The organism is Stygiolobus sp. CP859M, from assembly GCF_037389975.1.
Lineage (GTDB): Archaea > Thermoproteota > Thermoprotei_A > Sulfolobales > Sulfolobaceae > Stygiolobus.
Genome location: NZ_JBBHKS010000013.1, coordinates 93,741 through 113,056, shown reverse-complemented (window position 1 = coordinate 113,056; position 19,316 = coordinate 93,741). Strand labels below are relative to the sequence as shown.

20 protein-coding genes and 2 pseudogenes are annotated in these 19,316 nt (G+C 37.5%); 12 read left to right on the top strand and 10 right to left on the bottom strand.

The genetic code is table 11. The features are described from left to right. Nucleotides 1–464 precede the first annotated feature (464 nt). The 5 genes from WIW72_RS06270 (at nucleotide 465) to WIW72_RS06250 (ending at nucleotide 5,962) form a co-directional block, all read left to right on the top strand. Nucleotides 465–1,043, top strand: coding sequence for a hypothetical protein (locus WIW72_RS06270; RefSeq protein WP_337703392.1), 579 nt, complete (start codon nucleotides 465–467; stop codon nucleotides 1,041–1,043). Continuing rightward, the gene (locus WIW72_RS06265; RefSeq protein ID WP_337703390.1) at nucleotides 1,040–2,389 is read left to right on the top strand and encodes an ATP-binding protein; all 1,350 of its coding nucleotides are present in this window, start codon (nucleotides 1,040–1,042) and stop codon (nucleotides 2,387–2,389) included. The genes WIW72_RS06270 and WIW72_RS06265 overlap by 4 nt, the downstream gene beginning before the upstream one ends. A 297-nt stretch (nucleotides 2,390–2,686) precedes the next feature. Then, the gene (locus WIW72_RS06260) at nucleotides 2,687–4,945 is read left to right on the top strand and encodes a hypothetical protein (RefSeq protein WP_337703389.1); all 2,259 of its coding nucleotides are present in this window, start codon (nucleotides 2,687–2,689) and stop codon (nucleotides 4,943–4,945) included. Between the two features lie 431 nt (nucleotides 4,946–5,376). Further along, the gene (locus WIW72_RS06255; protein ID WP_337703387.1) at nucleotides 5,377–5,616 is read left to right on the top strand and encodes an antitoxin VapB family protein; all 240 of its coding nucleotides are present in this window, start codon (nucleotides 5,377–5,379) and stop codon (nucleotides 5,614–5,616) included. Continuing rightward, nucleotides 5,582–5,962 (top strand): type II toxin-antitoxin system VapC family toxin, encoded by a 381-nt coding sequence (locus WIW72_RS06250; RefSeq protein ID WP_337703385.1) that lies wholly within the window; start codon nucleotides 5,582–5,584, stop codon nucleotides 5,960–5,962. Before WIW72_RS06255 ends, WIW72_RS06250 begins: the two co-directional genes overlap by 35 nt. Before the next feature lie 87 nt (nucleotides 5,963–6,049). Here WIW72_RS06250 and WIW72_RS06245 read toward each other — a convergent pair. From WIW72_RS06245 to WIW72_RS06235, 3 genes and pseudogenes are all read right to left on the bottom strand, one after another. After that, nucleotides 6,050–6,415 (bottom strand): annotated as a pseudogene (locus WIW72_RS06245) (hypothetical protein); the annotation flags it as partial. Between the two features lie 120 nt (nucleotides 6,416–6,535). Continuing rightward, nucleotides 6,536–6,937, bottom strand: coding sequence for a type II toxin-antitoxin system VapC family toxin (locus tag WIW72_RS06240; protein WP_337703383.1), 402 nt, complete (start codon nucleotides 6,935–6,937; stop codon nucleotides 6,536–6,538). Then, on the bottom strand, nucleotides 6,906–7,154 hold the full coding sequence (locus WIW72_RS06235; protein ID WP_337703381.1) for a hypothetical protein: 249 nt from the start codon (nucleotides 7,152–7,154) through the stop codon (nucleotides 6,906–6,908). The genes WIW72_RS06240 and WIW72_RS06235 overlap by 32 nt, the downstream gene beginning before the upstream one ends. A gap of 477 nt (nucleotides 7,155–7,631) precedes the next feature. Here WIW72_RS06235 and WIW72_RS06230 point away from each other — a divergent pair, with 477 nt between their 5' ends. Together WIW72_RS06230 and WIW72_RS06225 are read left to right on the top strand one after the other, a co-directional pair. Then, a complete protein-coding gene (locus tag WIW72_RS06230) occupies nucleotides 7,632–8,366 on the top strand; it encodes a hypothetical protein (RefSeq protein ID WP_337721303.1) in 735 nt (244 codons plus the stop codon). A 106-nt stretch (nucleotides 8,367–8,472) separates the two neighbouring features. Continuing rightward, nucleotides 8,473–8,994 carry an adenosylcobinamide amidohydrolase gene (locus tag WIW72_RS06225; RefSeq protein ID WP_337721302.1) on the top strand — a complete coding sequence of 174 codons (522 nt, stop codon included), beginning with the start codon at nucleotides 8,473–8,475 and terminating at the stop codon, nucleotides 8,992–8,994. Nucleotides 8,995–9,114: 120 nt separating this feature from the next. Here the strand turns inward: WIW72_RS06225 and WIW72_RS06220 are convergent. Then, nucleotides 9,115–9,347, bottom strand: a pseudogene (locus WIW72_RS06220) (hypothetical protein). Nucleotides 9,348–9,913: 566 nt separating this feature from the next. Here WIW72_RS06220 and WIW72_RS06215 point away from each other — a divergent pair. Together WIW72_RS06215 and WIW72_RS06210 are read left to right on the top strand one after the other, a co-directional pair. Then, nucleotides 9,914–10,516 (top strand): molybdopterin-dependent oxidoreductase, encoded by a 603-nt coding sequence (locus WIW72_RS06215; protein WP_337721305.1) that lies wholly within the window; start codon nucleotides 9,914–9,916, stop codon nucleotides 10,514–10,516. Beyond that, complete coding sequence (locus WIW72_RS06210) at nucleotides 10,500–10,973, top strand: hypothetical protein (RefSeq protein ID WP_337721301.1); 474 nt, start codon at nucleotides 10,500–10,502, stop codon at nucleotides 10,971–10,973. The genes WIW72_RS06215 and WIW72_RS06210 overlap by 17 nt, the downstream gene beginning before the upstream one ends. A 341-nt stretch (nucleotides 10,974–11,314) precedes the next feature. Here WIW72_RS06210 and WIW72_RS06205 read toward each other — a convergent pair whose 3' ends face one another. Beyond that, complete coding sequence (locus WIW72_RS06205) at nucleotides 11,315–12,304, bottom strand: TRM11 family SAM-dependent methyltransferase (protein WP_337721300.1); 990 nt, start codon at nucleotides 12,302–12,304, stop codon at nucleotides 11,315–11,317. Nucleotides 12,305–12,971: 667 nt separating this feature from the next. On the opposite strand from WIW72_RS06205, the gene WIW72_RS06200 reads away from it, so the two are divergent. Together WIW72_RS06200 and WIW72_RS06195 are read left to right on the top strand one after the other, a co-directional pair. Then, the gene (locus WIW72_RS06200; protein WP_337721299.1) at nucleotides 12,972–13,937 is read left to right on the top strand and encodes a CBS domain-containing protein; all 966 of its coding nucleotides are present in this window, start codon (nucleotides 12,972–12,974) and stop codon (nucleotides 13,935–13,937) included. Further along, complete coding sequence (locus WIW72_RS06195; RefSeq protein WP_337703140.1) at nucleotides 13,934–14,122, top strand: hypothetical protein; 189 nt, start codon at nucleotides 13,934–13,936, stop codon at nucleotides 14,120–14,122. Before WIW72_RS06200 ends, WIW72_RS06195 begins: the two co-directional genes overlap by 4 nt. Nucleotides 14,123–15,052: 930 nt before the next feature. On the opposite strand, the gene WIW72_RS06190 is transcribed toward WIW72_RS06195, so the two are convergent. The 3 genes from WIW72_RS06190 to WIW72_RS06180 form a co-directional block, all read right to left on the bottom strand. Then, entirely contained in the window at nucleotides 15,053–15,664 is a 612-nt protein-coding gene (locus WIW72_RS06190; RefSeq protein ID WP_337721298.1) for a hypothetical protein, read from the bottom strand. Between the two features lie 297 nt (nucleotides 15,665–15,961). After that, entirely contained in the window at nucleotides 15,962–16,126 is a 165-nt protein-coding gene (locus WIW72_RS06185) for a hypothetical protein (protein WP_337721297.1), read from the bottom strand. Between the two features lie 15 nt (nucleotides 16,127–16,141). Continuing rightward, complete coding sequence (locus tag WIW72_RS06180) at nucleotides 16,142–16,420, bottom strand: hypothetical protein (protein ID WP_337721296.1); 279 nt, start codon at nucleotides 16,418–16,420, stop codon at nucleotides 16,142–16,144. Between the two features lie 177 nt (nucleotides 16,421–16,597). Here WIW72_RS06180 and WIW72_RS06175 point away from each other — a divergent pair, with 177 nt between their 5' ends. Next, complete coding sequence (locus WIW72_RS06175; RefSeq protein WP_337721295.1) at nucleotides 16,598–17,881, top strand: APC family permease; 1,284 nt, start codon at nucleotides 16,598–16,600, stop codon at nucleotides 17,879–17,881. A 5-nt stretch (nucleotides 17,882–17,886) separates the two neighbouring features. On the opposite strand, the gene WIW72_RS06170 is transcribed toward WIW72_RS06175, so the two are convergent. Continuing rightward, nucleotides 17,887–18,408 (bottom strand): hypothetical protein, encoded by a 522-nt coding sequence (locus tag WIW72_RS06170; RefSeq protein ID WP_337721294.1) that lies wholly within the window; start codon nucleotides 18,406–18,408, stop codon nucleotides 17,887–17,889. Continuing rightward, the gene (locus tag WIW72_RS06165) at nucleotides 18,386–19,315 is read right to left on the bottom strand and encodes an ABC transporter ATP-binding protein (protein WP_337721293.1); all 930 of its coding nucleotides are present in this window, start codon (nucleotides 19,313–19,315) and stop codon (nucleotides 18,386–18,388) included. Before WIW72_RS06165 ends, WIW72_RS06170 begins: the two co-directional genes overlap by 23 nt. Nucleotide 19,316: the final 1 nt, after the last annotated feature.

Below are 19,316 nucleotides of genomic sequence, written 5' to 3'. Positions count from 1 at the left end.
GTCTTTTGTCTCTCCTTATTACATCCTTGTTTTGTTTAATTTTACTAGCTTGATTGTAGTGTACTTTCTAAGCGGGAACACATCCCACCTTTTGGTAGGCCCCCTTATAAGTGGTTAATATGAGCGGTGCCGTCTACGAGAATAGGTTCTATTCTGGGTATCGCATAGTCACATTGACGTCTCCTCGTCATGGAAGTAAGAAATGTTGCCTTCTAAATAATCTTTCCCACTATCAATTCTGTTACCATTTGATGAGCAGTCGAGTGGATCAGAAGATTACTTGTCTAAAGAAATGGGGTTTTATCAACAGGTACGAGCTCTACTTTAAACCTTGTGGTTTTGACATCTTCTATCATTAGTAACTAACCGCATAACCTTCTTTACGTATTATAATCTTGAAGCAACCCAGAAAAGAATTACTTTCATTATAAAAGTTTATATATTTGTCTGGAAATTATTTGAGTATGGTTACTAAAGATGATGTAATAAATATTATAACGAAATACACCGGTGGAGATAAGAAAAAGGAGTTTGCTAAGACTACGTTAGCCGAATTTCTTGGTATGAAGAATAAAAGAAGTGCTTTAAAGGAGTTGGATAATATACTCGACGAGCTCTTGAAAGAGGGTGTAATTAAGTTAAGCAGAACTCGAGGTAAGGCTAAGTATTATACTTTAGGTGATGGAAAAAAAGAAGAAGTAACAACTCTCGAAAGCGGTGATTTTAAGGATTTGAAAAAAGTTGTCGGTGAGGCTGTGAGGGAAGTTTATGAAGAGTATTATGATGCTATTAAAAAGCTTTTCGAAGAGTATTTCGGTAAGCCAAAAACTATTGCTGATTTCGACCGTGTTTATGATTTTGTTAAAGACGACTTGGGGCTTGCGTCAATTAGAGACATCAGGGAGCAGTTGGGGATGACTATAGAGCAATTCATGGATAAGTTCCGTGACTATATCATACAAAATTATGAACTACACAGCGGCGGTAAGGAGGGGATTGTGAAGGGAGGTATACTATATGGGATAATAAGGAAGAAGAGGTGAAAGTTACGAACTGTAATTTCCAAGAGTATACTGTAGTCAAATACAATGACACCGAAGTAAAAATTGCGGGCAAAATATGGGTTGAGGCTGTAAAGCTAATAGAGGACTACATAGTTACTGGAAAAGACGTCGTGATAACAATAGTTGGAGAGCCCGGGATGGGAAAAACTACGATATTAAAGGCTATTAAAAAGGATTTAAGTGAAAAAGTTTTCATAATTGACCTTGAATTAGTAAATTCCGATTCCCTTTCCACAGTAGCTTGGAAGCATATGAGAAATCCTTATGAAGGTAACACTAGCCTTTACGAAAAAGTAAAGGGAGCAGCCTACAGTATATTGGAAAGTAATAAGGAGAATATAGGTTATACCGGCTGGGCTAGGATAAGTAAGGAGTTCAGAAATTGGTTGAAACACGTATGCGATAAAAGAAAATGGGACGAGAGACTTGGATACGCGGAAAGGCTCTATTGCATGAGTTATGAAACTAACGTTGACGGGTTTATACAGTTCCTAAATGATTTAGCTAAGATCGGGAAAATAGGACTTCTCGTGGACGAAATCAAAGCGTTAGATGGACACCTCCAAGAACTGCATAAAATGATAAACGAGAGCAGAATCCCGATCGCTGTTACAATGACTACTGATGTGTTCAATGAAATAAAGGATAGAGCTTTAAAAAGGAGGTTAAGTGAAATTAAGGTCGAGCTAAAGCTGAATAATGAGGACAAGCTAGATATTCTTAAAGCCTACTGTCCAGATTTAGCTGAAGAGTTGATAAACTTAAAAGATATAAGGGACGCTGACACTGTTAATAAACTCCTTGACATCGCTAGGGATACCGTTAAAATTGCTCTTGAGAAGTGTAAAGAAGCCTATAGGGTATTGGAGTGTGTGAAAGACAACGTAAAAGATAGTTGGAATATAGAGGACATTAATGAGGTATCCGTGAAGCTGGAGAAGGCTATTAGGGAGGGGCTTTTGGAGCTTAAGGATATTTATAAAATCACATATGTCCATGATAAGGGTAAGGAAATTAAGGAAAGACACGTAAGGGTCGATATTTTCTTTATATGGAACAACATGGAGTTTATAGGCGACATTAAGCTGAGTAATATGGAGACGTTAGAAGAAGGTAATATTAAGAATATAAAGAAATTAGAGGATTTCGATAAGGACGGTAACATAAAGGTTGTTAAGTTTATAGTGACAAACGTGAATAACGTTAACCTTCCGAAATTCAAAGTAATCCTTGTTGATAATAAGACTATCTATAAGATCGTTAACGGAGATAAAGAGACTAGGGATAACTTCATAAAGAGAATGTTAAGCGAGTTAACTACATGAGAATCAGGGAATAAAGAGAATAAGGAATATAGAGTCGCAAAGAAACGTTATAGGAATTAAAAATGAATGAGACAAGGAATAATATATTGTTGTTTATACATATTATGTAAAAATTTTCTCCTTGTAGCTGGTGTTAGGCCTCCGAGTATATAGAGGCACATACTTCAAAATGATAAGCATTCCATTTAGGATCGAAATTTTGACACATGAAGATTTAAACGAAACTCATTGTCTTAATGATTAAACCTCATAGAAACCCATAAAAAAGCCTCTCTAAAGATTAAGCTGTGATAAAAGTTGAAATGGGTTAAACTCGGGCTCATAACTCTCTTAATACTCCCGTCACTTTATCCGATATTATCAGCTTTTATAATCCCAATCCCAGAACCGTTTGATGTAGTCAACGTAACACCGTTTAACCACGGCTTTTTGATAGCCGGTTATAGAGTTAATAGTGTTTTAGGAGTAACATTCTTAAATAATAATGTCAATTTAACCGCCAACCTAAACGTCAGTATATTTTACACTAACTTATCATCATATCAACTATTATTTACACAAAACATTCCGAACATCTTTTTAGTCAACAATTCACCGTTAATTACAATACAACTAGATGGTAATGAACTTCTAATACACTGGGTTTCGTTATTTAACACGTCAAACACGCTTTACGAAAACTCTTACGTTACTGTGTACTCGATAAGTGATAACGGAGTTAGACAAGTTTATTCTACTAATCTAACATTATTCTCTACCCAGATATTCTACCCTTCACAGATATTTCAGCTTCTGCCCTACTTTATCTTACATGCGGTGGTCACTGCCTCAATATTTCAAAAATTCGGGATATATTTTATTGAAATTACAGCACTATCATCCGTGAAAGAATACACAACCATAATTAATAATACTAAGGTAACCGTAGAAATGCCAATAATAGGAGAGGAGTTACTTTACAGCCTAAATGGTGAATATAATTTGAGGTTAATGAATACTACGGTCACCGAGGTCATACCTCAGAGATTAGTAAATAATACACTCTGTGTTGCCGAAATCGGATTAGAGCAACTAATAATCGGAAATATGACTATGCAACAGTCTGAAGCAAATAACGTAATCCAGGCAGAAAATATAACTTATGTTGATATAGGTAACGGTAAGGTTTCATTTATAAACTCTACAATACTTTACCACCCTTACTTGATATTTGATAATGTTTTCTACATGATAACCCCAACAAAAACGGTTAACCTCTATAATTATAACACGACATTTGAGATCGTTAATAACAGCCTTAAGATACTCTCACAATACGTAATAACGCCGAAAGGAGAAGTACGACTCCCAATCTTCCCAGCAACTCTTGTAGTCGGTGGTAATTACGGATATTTTCTTGGTTATCAGAACGGGACTTATTATCTAGAGACCGAAGGAGGACAAATTCTGCTCGCTACTCATAATAAAATCTACGTGATAGGTAACTTGGGTTTTGAGAACTACATTGAAGTATCATTTAACAACGGGACAAATGAGATAATATACAATAACGGTAGCACGGTGAGTTACTTTTACAATTTCACTGCATCTAGCGGAAATGCTCAAGTACTTAATACTAGTTACGCCTTACTACCCTTGGGTAATACATCCTACTTAGTACTTAACCAAAGCGGGCTACCTTACGGTTTGTTCATAGCTAAAGGGGGCTACACACTGTTTTACAATAACATAGCATATACTTTTAACGAGACAATTTACGGTTTGAATATAAGCCAATTATCCCTTATTCCAGTCAAAGTGGTCGTCCCTGAATACAGCTTAAGAGTAATATTATTATCGACAAACGGTGTACCGATACAAGGGCTTGTGTTCATTAACGGTGAGGAGTTTAAAGTAGGCTTAAACGGCTTATCACTTACCGCGTCTGGAAGTTTAAAGATAACGGCTGAGGCTAACGGTTACTTACCGAATACTACTACGCTGTTCGTCAACTCTAACGGGAGTTTAGTAATTTATTTGAAGCCGGTTAGCTTTAATGTAACAGTCAACGGGTCTAGAGTAAATGTAACTCAGATAGCTCAAGGAATTTATTCCTTTAATGCCACTCAAGGAGAGGAAATTAGTATTAGCTTAAGGGTTTCGAATTACACTGCCTACCTTAACGGTAGTGAGGTAAGCGAACTGACATTCAACTTTACTAAACCAGGGGTTTACAACTTGACTATAGTATACAATGACCCAGAAATGACATTCCTAATCCACGTGAACAAAGCCGAAACTATTACGACAGCAATATCGACGAATACTACATCAGTGACTACAAGTTACAACACTTCGACAACTACAAGTACTTCAACAACAAACAGTTCTCCCTCAATAACTACAACTTCGACAACTACAAGCTTTACCCCAACGACGGGTACACAAGGTAGTGTAGTAGTCCCTCCACCCGTCGTTACTACGACTTCAACACCGAACTTACTTCCGTTAGTGGTTATCATCGTTATACTGTTAGTTTCAATAGTAGTTGCCTTAATTATTATTAGAAGAAAGTAGCTTTTTTGTTTGTGTATGTATATATATATAATTCATTTAACTTTTTATACTCTTCACATTATCCTTATGAACACTAAATAATGATTATCACGTGCTACAAAAGATCTTTTCAACCCTTTATAGACCAAAGAAATTTTTGATGCATAGCACAGTCATTATTAACAACCGCAATGTGAGTATCTGTTAATAGCTACGATCTATCCTCAATAGGTCCAATTCCCGACTTTCATAATGATCTACTCGTGTTGGCAAGTATCCCTGAATTTATAAATTTGAGGGTTAAGGAAGCAAAAAGCTTCACCCTTCAAGGCAGGGAAGAAGTCAGAACAAAATAAATAGACACTATAATACACGCTCTAATATAACAGATATAGCCCTTTGACTCTGTTATTCATTAAAGTTTATTTTCCTATAGCATGTATATATGATATATGAAGACGATAATGATAAAGGATGAGGTGTACAAGAAGTTAGTTGAAATAAAAGGTGATAAAAGTTTTAGTGATGTAATTGAAGAGTTAATCGAGGAATCCTTAAGTTTAAGGAAGAAAAGGTTAGAAAGATATTTCGGTATACTCAGTAAGGAAGATGCTGAAGAATTAATGAAGAAGATTAAGGAGATGAGGGAGAAAAACGATGAAAGTATTAGTAGAAAGCTCAGCGATTATTGAGTATTTAAAGGGGAATGAAAAGGTAAAGGAAGTTATTTTTAAGGCTGAGGATTTTTACGTGAGTTCTCTAACAGTCTTTGAGGTTTTATTAGGTAAGATTGAAGAAAGTAAAATTCTTGATTTCTTATCGGCATTTAAGATCCTGAATCCCACTAAAAGGGATTCAGTAATTGGTTCGAGAATTTATAAGAGGTTAAAAGATAAGGGTAAGCTAATAGGAAGTTTCGACATATTGATTTCCGCTCAGGCTATTAATAAGGGCTTAACTTTGGTGACTAAAGATTCTGACTTCTTAAAAATTAAAGAAGAATTTAATGAATTAAACCTATTAGTCCTTGTTAACTGACTCCCTCTTTACCTTGGGAGGTCTATGATTCCCTCTCATCGATTTGTTATTGACAACAGTTTCAGATAAACCGTGAATTTTACGCCATTTGATATTATTTAACATTCCTAATCCCTTTAATGCTATTAAGTAAGCTGAGGCTGTGTGCTTGTCGAATCCCTTCTCCCTCATCACCCTATCGTGATCCTCAGAATTTGTAGTACCCTTAGGATCAACTAACACGACGTTAAAACATAACCTAAGTGCTTTAATAACACCGTGAATTAACATTTGCCTCTTAGCGAAACGTGAAACCTTCCTATTACCGCTCTTACTCCTAGTGAATTTCCTCTTCTTCACTAAGAACAAGTCCTCAAAAACTACATAATCAACACCAATCCTCGATAGGAAATTAAGGGCTTGTGATAGAGCGTTCAAACGTAAAGCCCTAGCTTTCCCTTTAGGAAAACCCGGAAGGTTTTATAAGTAGGGATATATGTGGCATTAATTATATCTTTATTACTATTGTTCAAGGTTTACATAATCTACGACGTTGTAATTTCTGTATCCCGATAGCTTATTACTTCCTACTACTCAGTCAATAAATTTTACCTCTTCTATGCTTTTCTTTGCAAGCTCTTCTTCTCTCCTAAATAATGCCTTAGTCTTAAGGAATTTAGCAGTAGCTATACTAAAACAGTCAGCCAATGAAATTGAATATGCACACTTGCATTCTGCAGCATATTTTAAAATTATAGGTTTAACACCCATTATTTCATAATAACCGGATTTTATTATACTCTTGATAATCTCTTCTGCCTTTTCTTTTCCTATTTTTCTACGAAGTACATAATATACTTCTGTAAGATTAACAGCGTTGATGTAGGGTATAATCTCTTCATTCAATATCCTTTCATAATAATCTCGAAATTCTCCTTCAAGAAACGATAAGATAACTCCAGAATCAAGAACTATTTTCGTCTTCTTTACGTCCATTTAAGAGTTCCTCGTATAAATTCACTCCTTTAGCTATTCCAAATAATTTTTCAGCTGCTTTCCTATCCTTAAACCTCTTCTCAATTAAATAGTTTATAACGTCGTCATAGGATACTCTCTTGCCGGTCTCTTTCTCAAGCATTCCGGCAATTTCCGTGAGCTTCTTCTTAGTTTCTGGCTTTATTTTTATGCTTTCCACATTTTCTACTTTTTCCACCAGATACTTAAGCATTAGGTAGAGGTTTTTAGAAATTGCTTATATACAAGCAGGTTTAGAGATTAACAATAAAAAGGTCTAGCTAAATAAATACGCGTGAGAAAAGAAGAATTCTTGCTTTTACTTTCATCCTCATTGTTAGGATTGATAATGGGTAGCGATTCAACAATTATTTCACCTTATCTTCTCTCTTTAGGTTGTCTGCTTTAGAAATTGGAGAATTACTTTCTTTAGGAGGTTTAGTAGGTTCTTTCGTTTCCCTAATTTTATCATTTCTTGGCGACCTCTACGGGAGGAAGAAATTTGCTATAATTTCTAGGTTGATAAGTACGGTATCCTTCTCTTCCTAGGCATGGGGAGCTGGACAAGGGGAATGAGGACGAGAGGTTGAATACGAGTTAATGAAACCTCAGTAAAAGTCGACCCCTTTTTCACACCAAACCGCTTTTAACTCTATTTCTCTCAAATCTATCAACTATGAACAAAAAGTTATTGATCATAATAATAGCCGTCGTAATAGTGATAATCCTAGCCTTTTTATTCCTTAATCACCACGGAGGTAAGCCAAGTAAATTACCAGGGAGTCAAACAAATACATTGATTTTGAATACTACGAATTCATCCACCACCGCCGTGCATATGGTTTACACAAACTCAACAACTGTAGAGACAACGAGTTACACCACCTCAGTAGTTACAGCAGTTCTAGTACTCCGTAACGATACATATTTCCTCACTATACTAGCAAATGAAATTCCAGCGAAAGCTTATTTATACTATTTATCAAACGATAGTATGAGTTTGTTTAATACTTTTAACATAACTTCAAACGTGACCTTACTTCCGTTAATAGATCATAATGGCCTGCCTTTTTCCCCAGGGAAATATAATCTGGTCGTAAATGGTACCGGAATCACGCTTAACTTCGGGTTTACCTTAAACGCCTATACTGGCGATATAATATACACTAACGGATCTTATTCACTGATAGTCCTACCTCAACCACCGTTAAAGATTATTATAAACAACACAACCTACGTGTTGAGTAGCGCTTCTGGTACTTATAATGGAGTAATACTGGTCAAAGGATACATACCTCCTACTACCTCAATAGAAATCTATAACGGGGTACAGTGGATAAAAGTTAAGGTAGTTTATGTTCCACGTATGGTATATTTGCCCTATTCTGAAGTCTTCGTAAAGTCGAGTTAGCTTGTCTTTTTTTTTTTTTAAAAACGCAACCATAAAGACAACTAAAGGGAATTAAGAGACTACATTTGATGAAAAGCTAATTTATTAGTGGGTCAATTAGTTTTTAATGTCGACTGACCTCGAGTTCCACGAGTTCCTCCTTCCAAGGACATACCTCACCCTTACTTCGGCTTTATACCCTGAAGGATTATCCCACGTCAGGAAAATCAAGCTGATCATTGTAAGCAAAGACTACTGTAGAAACGCCTTCGAAGACGTTGACAAGGTGAAGGAAAGGGAGGCAGTGGTTTTTATGACTGCTGCGAGGAAATTCCGCTTTGAAAAGAGGGAGTGGGGAGAGTTATTCATTTCAGCTGGAATCGATAAGAGCGGCGAGGACGCAGGGTGTACCATCAACATAGGAGCTTTCGTGAACTATCCTCTTTCGGTAAACGGCTTAGTGGACTTGGTCAGGACTGTTACAGAGGCCAAGAGCGGAGCATTAAGACATCTTAACCTGACTGGGACTGTGAGTGACGCAATCGCCGTAGGAGCCTTACCGGGGAAGGAGTTTTTCGCAGGACCTGGAACACCCCTCGGTAAGAGCGTTGCTAAGGACGTTAGAAATACGTTGAGAGAATTATTATAACTCCTCCACGTGAGAGATAAAATCTTAAGTCAGATGACCGCCACTTAGATTTACAATACATACTGAATTTTATCATTTTAGTATTTGATATAATAGCCCAATGGAACAAAATACGGGAAGTCAGATAATGGTATTCAAGTTAGAAAACATGTTTTGTGAGAGACTGACTTCCTCTCTGCCTTGGAAGGGCGAAGGTTCCAATCTCATCGTTCCCACTATTGATTCGGGATTACATATGGTGGGCAGTCGGGTGGATCAGAGATCCACTCCCACTTGAAAGGGGGACTTTCATTGCCGAGCTCTAGTCCCTTGAAGGAAAGAGGCGTCACTGCTTGCTCCTCCCACAGTCCCATTAAGCTGGGGAGCTTCTGGTATAAAAACTTTTCCTAAAAATTGAGCATAGTCCACACTACTTACGCCATGAAACCTGCTTTACTCACAAATGTTAAACTGCTTATTATAGTACAATTAATTTATCTTTTGATACGTCTATTCCTGCAACTGGGGGCCTCCAATTACACTCACCCTTATGTTTTATTCGGGCTTTTTGCCCAACTTCCGGTCCGAGTTGGAGGCGGCCAAGCTCCCCACCGGGCTTTAAGCCCAAGGAGCGTCACGGCCTACACCCCAGTCAGATCTGTATTACCCAGATCTGACTAATATGTTTTATATAAGGAGCGTCATTAGCATCGCTAAGAGAAATTTTGACAAAGAAGTATTTAAACAAGGGGCTATCCATCCCCTTGGCAAGGCTTTCCGCCCCCTTAACCCCTTTCTTTGTAATATCTAAATTTTTATCGTTAATTCTCTTAATAAGCCCTACGTCGAGTTTACGTCATGAATTTTGGTAAAAGCTTTTTTTGGTTAATCAATCTAATGACTTGTGCCTTCGATATCGAGTAGAAGAAATTTCCTTAAAATGATGTTAGCTACTACTTCGCTGATAGCTATGTGGAAACTAGGGACAAGTAATATTTTAATTTCTCATACGAATAAATCCTTAACTCCATTCTCAGCATGGTATGTAGTACAGTATAGTAACTACACTCCTACCTTATCCAGATCTAATTATATTCTAACAGTTGATGGACAAGTTGAAAATCCTTTACAATTAACATATGAGGATCTAATGAATATGCCATCAATTTCAGTAAAAGATACTATCCAATGTGTTTCTGATTCTTATTTCTTACAAGCTAACGTGGAGTGGACTGGGGTTCCATTAAAGTATATTCTAAATAAAGCTGGTGTTAAGCCTAATGCAATTAAAGTAGTAACTTTCGGAGCTGACGGGTATACAGCAGACTTACCTTTATACAAGGCAATGGAAGATGATACCGTTGTAGCATATATGGTAGATGGGAAACCACTACCAGAACTTCACGGCTATCCAGTAAGAATGGTTGTACCACGTTGGTGGGGGTACTGCTACACTAAGTGGTTAGTGAGAATTCATGTTACGGATAAGAACTATCTTGGTTATTGGGAGTCAAGGGGGTATCCAGATGTTGCGAGGAAGTAAATTAACGTTATTATTAGGTACGTTGATAACGTCTACAGCACCTTATTTCCTCCCCTTAGCTTTACCCGGATTCATAATGATAGCGGCATCAAGAAAAGCTTTTAGTCCTAACCTTAAAGATTCTATCTACACCCCGTCATTTCAGAGGTTAACCTCCTGGTTCCTGTTAGTATTAGCACTTCTTGAGGGTATAACAGGTTTTGGAGCTGGTCCTCAGACCTCCACTTTGATCTCAGACTTGACTCTTGGCCTGTTAAATAGGGGTAACAGTTTGCAGTTCCACATACTTATGATAGGACCTTTAACGTTCTTCTTCATCCTTCATTCAGCTTCTGGCTTAGGCTCAATGTTATTGAGGAGAGGAGTAAAAAATATATTAATTTACGAATTCGTAATACCCACAATAATGATCACACTATACGCTATAGCAATCTACATGTATGTGCTACTTTTATAACAAATTCTTCGGATTATATTCTACTATTTACACTCCTATTACTTCTAATGAAGAGGACAATGTTACCATGTCTCACTATGATAATCGTTATATTCACCTTCTCGTATGGGGCTTCAAACAATATACTAATGACAACACTAATCATCATTAACTAAAGATTACTTCCTGATTTTCAGCTTAGAAATGGGAATAAACCTTGTCACTTTCATCGATCTCTAGATGCTTTATGGAAGAGGAGCATAGTGAATAGTTATTTTCAGTTGTAATGATCGGGTTAACTGCTTTCCTACCATCGATAATATCTAATGTTATGAATTCTCAGCATGTATCTTAGAGATTCTTCAGAAGTCAGAAGATGAACTAAACAATGTCTTATTGTTTTCGCTCTGGTAAAAAAGTGTTCTTACCATTTCACCCGAACTATACTTATATTTTTTGACCTCTTCAGTCTTATCGAAGATGTATAATTTCTCATGGTATATTAACAGAAAGTCCCTTTTACCTTTTCTCCATACCTCTCTCGTTGTCTTCATTTTATGCTGTATTTTGATTACTTCCTCCCTCAATACGAAGCCTACTTGAAGAAGAGTTAGTAAGGCGTACGACGTAATCGGCACGTAATGTTTCTTTATCCTAGTGTCTCCCAACAGGACGGCAAACTGTTTTTCCTTTTTCAACACTCTGTATATCTCCTCACCGATTTCTTTTAGAGCTGAGATATAGTTTTCCAGCTTGGTATATGAAGACAAGTCCCCATCAATCCCGCTAGTATAATCTATTATGTTAAAGTAAGGGGGATGAGTCACTACTAAGTCAACACTCTCGTCATTCAGTTCTGTCAGTTTTCTAGCATCTCCTATATACACGTCTACTTTAGCCTTTCTTATGTCCTCACAACTGACTTCTTCCAGAAAGTCCTTGCATTCGTCTAAGTACTTTTCGAGCCAGTAAAGCCTGTGTAACGTTAGCATTACTGCGTTTATGTTTACATCTACAGAGATACAGTTCCTACCCAAGAGCTTAGCTTCTACACACGTAGTACCACTGCCTACCATCGGGTCAAGGACTGTATCACCCACATCGGTGTACTTCAAAATTACTGCTCTGGGTATTTGAGGAGCGAAATTTCCCCGGTAGTCACCTTTATTAGTAGCCCAACTACCCCTTTTCGGGAAACTCCACACAGTGGTCGAGATGTTTGTAAGCTCATCTTCTTCAGGCTTTAGCCTATCCACCTTAATAGGGTCTAAATGTATGGCGTTTTCTCCAAACTCGACTTTGTCATGTGAATTAAGGAATTTAAGGTAGTCGTCGAATGTGACTTTTTTCACAAGAACATGTGTAGAGAGGAGATTTTTATATTAGTCGTCTGAAAAAGAGAAAACACGAGGAGAGTCTACACGTAAGGTATTTCCTTGTTTAGGGGTCGGACTTTCATTGAGGTTTCATGAATTTGTATTCAATCTCTCGTCCTCATTCCACTTATTTCCCTCCCCATGCCGTCTACGGGAGCGGTAGTTAAACCACTCCCTTCAAGGACATGGGGAGTTTCATTGAGCACCTTCCCTCCCCCTCACATTGCTCATCGAGTTCACTGTAGGGCTCTCTTCTACATTTTAGTGTGTGACTACAAAATTTATAAACTCTCATGAGAAGAGCTAGGAATGTCAAATGACATTAAATGACATAAAATTCACGGTTTATCTGAAACTGTTGGCAACGGCTAGGCATTTAAAAGTTTGAATATGTTTGCCCATTGTCTAATCTACGACAATGAATATGTATTATTATGCCTAAAATCACCTCTACTTATTACTGAGCTCTTAGAAGATATTATTTATCATTATAATCATTTTAAAAATGTTTTTATTTATACATTACATTTTTACCTGTCATAGTCAATTTTTCGTTACCAAGCAATAATTAACATATTTAACGTCTTCTTAGAAAACATTTGAATAAAATACATTTAACTTAGAAATACAACTATTATTTGAAATGTTAAAGACAATAATGTCCACAAACTTAAAGACATTAGACGTTAATTCAACTCTAAAAGATGCCGTAAGTCTAATGACTACTACAGGTGTAAGGAGAGTACCTGTAACAGTTGCGGGGAACATAATAGGAGTTATCTCAGCCAGAACTGTGATCAAGGAAGCCTTAGGCAAACAAAACTGGACCGAAGAAAAACTCTCGGATATAGCGAAACCTGCAATTAGTGTAGACCCCGAGACGTCATTTAGAGAAGCTGCAAAACTCATGGTAAGGCTCGGAATAGGCTCTCTAATTGTGAAAGGTCAGGGAATAGTTACCGAACGTGACTTAGCTAAGATTATTCCTAGAGTAAACATTCCCGCAATGGCTATAGGGAGTAGCAACGTGCTAACATTAAACTCCGACTCACTTGTTACTGACGCAGCAAAACTAACGGTTTCTTTAGGGATATCCCACATACCCGTGATCTCTGGTTCTGACATCATAGGAGTTGTATCGCTGAGGGACGTACTTAAAGCGTTAAATGAGAACGCTATGAGTAATAAGCTGGGAGATTTAATAGGTAAACAGCAATTGGTTTACGCTGACGAAGATGCTACAGTGGCGGATGTAGCGAACTTGATAACCATGAAGAATGTAGGGTCGGTGTTACTCTTCGATGGAGAGCCAAAAGCCCCTAACTTGAGGGGCATTGTCACCGAGTGGGATCTCGTGAGAACGTACGCCAGTATGGTTAGAGCTCATGTGTTGGTTAAGGCTGAAAGTAGCAAGATAAGGGGAATCGCAGCAACACTAATGGCGATGCCAAGGGTTTATGATGTTGCAGTAGTTTACGGACCCTACGACTTACTCATAACTATCGACGTTGAAGATCCTGATCTTGTCGCTACTACAGTACTTAACTCTATAGCTAGCTTGTCCGGGGTCAAGGAGACTATGACTTTAATTGAAAGTGAAGTTATATGATTTTTCCATCCGCTTTGTTTATCGTTTCACTCCTTAACTTTCTACCAAAGTTACAATTCAAAAACGTTACAGATAACCAAAAACTGGCAATAATATCCGGTATGACACTAGGAGGTCTGATGATCATATATCAGGGGCAATCACTTTTTATGCCAGTAAAGCTTACAGCTTACGAAGTCAAATAATTGAGTCAGCAATAATTTTGTTTACACTAGGTGTTATAGCAGGCTTATTACACGTGAGATTGAGATTTAGAGAAATAGTGATGTAGTCTGGAAATTTTTCAAAATAGATTTGCTCTTATTCTTCTAATCTATTTTCTTTCTTACACATGATTTTCTATTTCTGTCAAGGGTAAAGATGATTTATCTTACTCTCCATGACTATTTTTAACCAATTGATTAAGCGAGCACTTACCCCTTCCTTAACTGAAAAATAGTCTACACATTTTTAACTTATTTTTGCAGAAAGGGGTTAAGGGGGCGGAAAGCCTCTCCGAGGTGATGGATAATCCCCTTATATTTTGATATCGTTTTACCGAGATATCCTTTAGTGGTGCTAACCGCACTCCTCCTTAGCTTAATTAGACTGAGGAAGGAACATCTAAAATCTCTTTAAAGGACTAGATGTCACGGATGATAGTCCCCCTTCAGATGAAGGAATTCTGGCGCCGTCTACTGTACACCAAAAGTAGTCCCGAACCAATGAGGAGAACGATTAGGGGAAACTTCGTCCTTCCAGGATGGGGGAGACGTTAGTCTTTATACCCTAATCTGCAAAATAATATGTGGTCAACTCTTGATATTCATGTTTATTTGCCGTTGTCAGCAGCTTCCGATAAACCGTGAATTTTATGTCATTTGATATCATTTAACATTGCTAACTATTCCTTAATGAAAATTTACAAGCTTTTTCAGTTAATGTTGACATGTAGAAGAGAGCCCTACGATGAACCCGAGGGGCAATGTGAGGGGGAGGATGGGTTCAATGAAGCTCCCTAAGTCGTGGCCGGGAGTTCACACTCCCTAACCTAGGCGTGGGGAGCCGGACAAGGGGAATGAGGACGAGAGGTTGAATACAAATTCATGAAACCTCAATGAAAGTCCGACTCCTCTCTAGGTATACTCTATTTTTATCTTGGGTTTTTCTTCGCTGAGTATCTTCTTTATCGCCTCATCCCCTACTATATTTCCGCACTCTGCACTAACTATTTTGCCTTTCCGTAACGTAACTTTGCACTCATCAACAGTTATCATTATTTCTCCGTCATAATCCTTACTTGCTTCTATCTGGTATTCCAAAATTTGCCTCATGTTCAAACCTTCACTCCTTCCCTTATATTTGTCCTCTAAATTCTTTGCGAAGTTTCTCAAAAAAACTTCCATCGGAGTTCCCGCAAGCCTCTCTAGGGGTCCTGAGTACTCACCCTTTACATATATATCTACGTCTCCGTTCCTTCTTGGAAATACCTCTACGGTAAAACGAAAGTAAGCCTTAGGAAACTTCATTACTCCCTCATGTACTACTTTATTAAGTCCTATATTCCTCCTCATATGAAACTTAAATGGCATAAAGACACGGAACTTAGCAATGTAAGTGTCTTCATTCTCCATCTCTACGTCCTTTAGAAACATCCACCATTCCTTCAAATTCCTCAAGTCATAAACATCCTGAAGTATTAGCTTCGCATCAGCGTGGAGCGTGAGCATTATCCGTCTTTCGATCATTATAAATTATATTTATGCTAATTGTATTTAAAATTTTCCTTAATTTAAGATACATAAAAAAGTTATGTCTCAATAAAAAATAAGGAAAAATGGAAAAACTTAACGTTAAGCTACCTTAGTTTCCCTCAATTAAAACCGTGTTATTTGTCTCTTTAAGAGGTACTATAGCTAAAGCTGAGATTAAACCTCAAAACTACCAGAAAATTTATCACTATCTATCATTTCGCCAAATATTAACTCGGTACTCCAGTAATCCTATTACCAAGATTAGCATTATTTCGCCTTCAACAACAGCGGCTAACTGTAAGCCATAACTGGCTCCACTGTATCTATTTTTCTAGGAAAGATTTCATGATAAAAGGCAGCCATTGAAGCATAAGAACCGTGAGCAGCAAAGCCTATAGCAAACATCAGAACGATTATCGGTTTCCACGCGTATTTGAATATCTCTATAAATGACACTTTGCTTACTTTCCCTCACTTGATTTTCTCGAAAGATAAGATTTCAGATGCTAAATATCTCAAGAAATCACCCATGAAAGCCATAACCCCACCTATTAAGAAACCTATCCTCCAGCCTACCATGACGAAATTGTGGCTGAATACCAAAAGCATTGTAGCAGATCCCATAAAACCTAAAGGCGAAGTAGTTTGTATAAGAGATGTTATTAGAGGTCTCTTCTTTTCCGTGTGTTCTGATACCCATGTTGAAACTTCTCCCCATTCTCCACTAACTCCTAATCCTTGTGATATCATAATCTGATCATTGTTTTACCGAGAATAGTTATCCATCTGCCCTTGTAGAGATTTTTTCCATTATTTAACTTATGGATTAATATAGTAAGTAAGAATATGCATATAAATATTTCCCTCATGTCCTTTCAAGTCTGTTATGCGATAACCCTTTAACTCACTTCTTTACTTTTCGTAATTGTGAAAAAGAAGTTATCATTATATGAAGCAACAGCAATAGGACTAGGGAACATCATAGGGGCCGGAATCTTCGTTATGGCAGGGAGCACAATCTACTTAGCTGGTCCTGCAGCTTTGATTTCCTTCATAATTACTGGGCTTTTAGCCATGAGTATCGGTCTAAATAGCGCTGAACTTGCCTCTAAATACCCCGAGAGTGAAGGGGGTGTTTATTCTTTCGCTAAACTCACTATGGGAGACACCCTAGGGTTCTTAGTAGGATGGATGAGAATGATATCCTATTCCGTATCGGGTGCTGCTACAGCACTTGGTTTTGCTAGTTATTTACAGATTCAAAGTTATACTTTAATTATTGCCGGACTCCTCATCTTAGTCCTAGGAGGATTATACTTAGCGGGGCTAAAACTAGTCTCTGAAGTAGAATCAGTCCTTGTGGGCTTAAACGTCTTAGGATTAGTTCTGTTTATAGTATTTGCTTTAATCTCAGGCAGATTTAACACCTTACACTTTACACCTATTGCCCCTCACGGATTATACGGTATATTCACGGCTTCCTCCCTAGCTTTCTTCGCATACTCTGGTTTTAACACGATCGCGACTCTGACTCCAGACGTAGAAAACGGGGAGAAGACAGTACCTAAAGCTATAGTCCTTTCTCTGGCTATTACTTCAGTACTTTACATCATGGTGGTCTTCTCCATGTTATATCTACTCCCATGGCAAATCTACGGTCAACAAGCGAATCCACTTTCCTTTGCTCTACAAAAAGCTAAAGCCCCATTTCTATTAATTCTCGCAGTGTCAGCCACAGCAATAATTGCGACCCTTACCGTGACAATGTCTACTATAATAGCTACAGTTAGAACGTTAAAGCAAATGGCTGAGGATAACTTAATACCTTCTAAGCTAGGCAGAAAAGAGAGTATAGCTACATTATTAGTAATTTCAATGATGGTCTCGTCCTTAGGGTTAGGCAATGTAGAGGTGATAGGGCTCGTTTCGAATTTTGGTACCATATTTTCTTACCTAACTACGGCTCTAGCCGTAGTTATCTCTAGGAGAAGAGGCATCATGGGTAGTTTTAAAGCTCCCCTCTACCCTTTCCTTCAGATTCTATCAATCTTACTATCATTATTAGTGATCGGGACTCTGGGTGAGGAAAGTTTAGTTCTGGGTGTTGTATCACTGCTAGTGGGGTTAATAATTCATGTTATCCATGTCGAAATTAACGTGGTAGAAAAAGGGAAGAGGTTGAACCCTCATGGAAGGATTCAGAATGAGTGAAAATTTTAATCTTCCTTTAGCTTATAACCGAATCTTTTTACGTATAGGTCTTTCTCTTCTTTTATCTCTACTATTTCTAATACCGAATATATTTTTCCATGAAGAGCCTTTTCCATCCATGCTATAAGAACTATATTTAAGATATTTGACAAGGGGTAAGAAACTACTACTCCTAAGGCTATAAATAGGTTCTCTGGGACTGGGAAGACATAAAGTGCTATGAACGGAGCTAAAAATAACAATGGGAACAAGATTTTGTCCCTTTGACTTTGTTTTATTGCTCTAGAATGTTTGTACTCTTTCATGTACTCTCTACTAGATTTAAGCGAGTTAAACGCCTTGATGAGTTCTCCCTTCCTATAAAACATCAGTAAAAGTGATATTACGATCATTGACAGGAAAAAATATATACTATATCTTTCTATAACTGAAAACACAGAAAACGAAACAACTAGTATCAAGGAAAAAAGTTCTGCCTTTCCTATCTTAAACTCCTTCTCTTCATCAATATAGGTGGCATGCGACATAATGACCCGGCTCTACTTCAACAAGTTTAGGTTCTTCTTTTCTACAAATATCTTTTCTAAAAGGACATCTAGGGTATAAAGGACAACCGTTAAGTGGATCTGGTTCCTCAGTGTCATTGAGTTTCACTTGCAAGGTATATCCAGGCTCAGGAATGGGAATAGCAGCGATAAGGGCTTGTGTGTAAGGATGTCTAGGATTTTCAATTATTTGATCGGTCTTACCATATTCAACTAAGTTACCGTGATATAAAACGAAAATCCTCGATGATATATAAGCTGCTGTAGCTATATCATGAGTTATCATAAGTATTGAAGTGCCTTTTTCATTTGCTTTCGTGAAAAGATCCAAAATGCTAGCCCTAATTGATACATCTAACATAGAAACCGGTTCATCAGCCACAATAAATTCTGGGTTTAAAACTAATGCCCTTGCAATCGCTACTCTCTGTAATTGCCCTCCTGAAAGTTGAGTAGGATAAGAAACGCTAAATTCTTCAGGTGGTGTTAAGCCCACCTCTTCTAATACCTCGTAAATCATTTTCTTCTCTTCTTCTCTACTTTTTGCAAGCCCATGAAGTCTAATACCTTCTGCTACAACATCGTATACCTTCATTCTAACGTCTATGGCATCAAAGGGGTCTTGGTATATTATCTGATTCTTACGCCTAAACACCTTTAATTCCCTCCTCTTTAACTTGAAAACGTTCTTGTTATCCCAGAGTACTTCACCTGATAATGGTTTAATGAGTGCCAACATAGTCTTCCCTAATGTTGTCTTACCGCTTCCAGATTCGCCTACAACTGACACTATTTCTTTATTTTGTACTTTGAGAGAAACATTATTCACAGCCTTTATTATTAAATTCTTAGTCTTAAAATAGACTTTTAAGTTCTTTACTTCTATCATT

Coding starts and splice junctions, on each gene's coding strand:
- WIW72_RS06190 (WP_337721298.1), bottom strand. CDS start 15,664: ATGATCGAAAGACGGATAATGCTCACGCTCCACGCTGATGCGAAGCTA.
- WIW72_RS06225 (WP_337721302.1), top strand. CDS start 8,473: ATGTCGACTGACCTCGAGTTCCACGAGTTCCTCCTTCCAAGGACATAC.
- WIW72_RS06200 (WP_337721299.1), top strand. CDS start 12,972: ATGTTAAAGACAATAATGTCCACAAACTTAAAGACATTAGACGTTAAT.
- WIW72_RS06165 (WP_337721293.1), bottom strand. CDS start 19,315: ATGATAGAAGTAAAGAACTTAAAAGTCTATTTTAAGACTAAGAATTTA.
- WIW72_RS06170 (WP_337721294.1), bottom strand. CDS start 18,408: ATGTCGCATGCCACCTATATTGATGAAGAGAAGGAGTTTAAGATAGGA.
- WIW72_RS06195 (WP_337703140.1), top strand. CDS start 13,934: ATGATTTTTCCATCCGCTTTGTTTATCGTTTCACTCCTTAACTTTCTA.
- WIW72_RS06210 (WP_337721301.1), top strand. CDS start 10,500: ATGTTGCGAGGAAGTAAATTAACGTTATTATTAGGTACGTTGATAACG.
- WIW72_RS06230 (WP_337721303.1), top strand. CDS start 7,632: ATGAACAAAAAGTTATTGATCATAATAATAGCCGTCGTAATAGTGATA.
- WIW72_RS06240 (WP_337703383.1), bottom strand. CDS start 6,937: ATGGACGTAAAGAAGACGAAAATAGTTCTTGATTCTGGAGTTATCTTA.
- WIW72_RS06270 (WP_337703392.1), top strand. CDS start 465: ATGGTTACTAAAGATGATGTAATAAATATTATAACGAAATACACCGGT.
- WIW72_RS06250 (WP_337703385.1), top strand. CDS start 5,582: ATGAAAGTATTAGTAGAAAGCTCAGCGATTATTGAGTATTTAAAGGGG.
- WIW72_RS06215 (WP_337721305.1), top strand. CDS start 9,914: ATGATGTTAGCTACTACTTCGCTGATAGCTATGTGGAAACTAGGGACA.
- WIW72_RS06255 (WP_337703387.1), top strand. CDS start 5,377: ATGAAGACGATAATGATAAAGGATGAGGTGTACAAGAAGTTAGTTGAA.
- WIW72_RS06180 (WP_337721296.1), bottom strand. CDS start 16,420: ATGATATCACAAGGATTAGGAGTTAGTGGAGAATGGGGAGAAGTTTCA.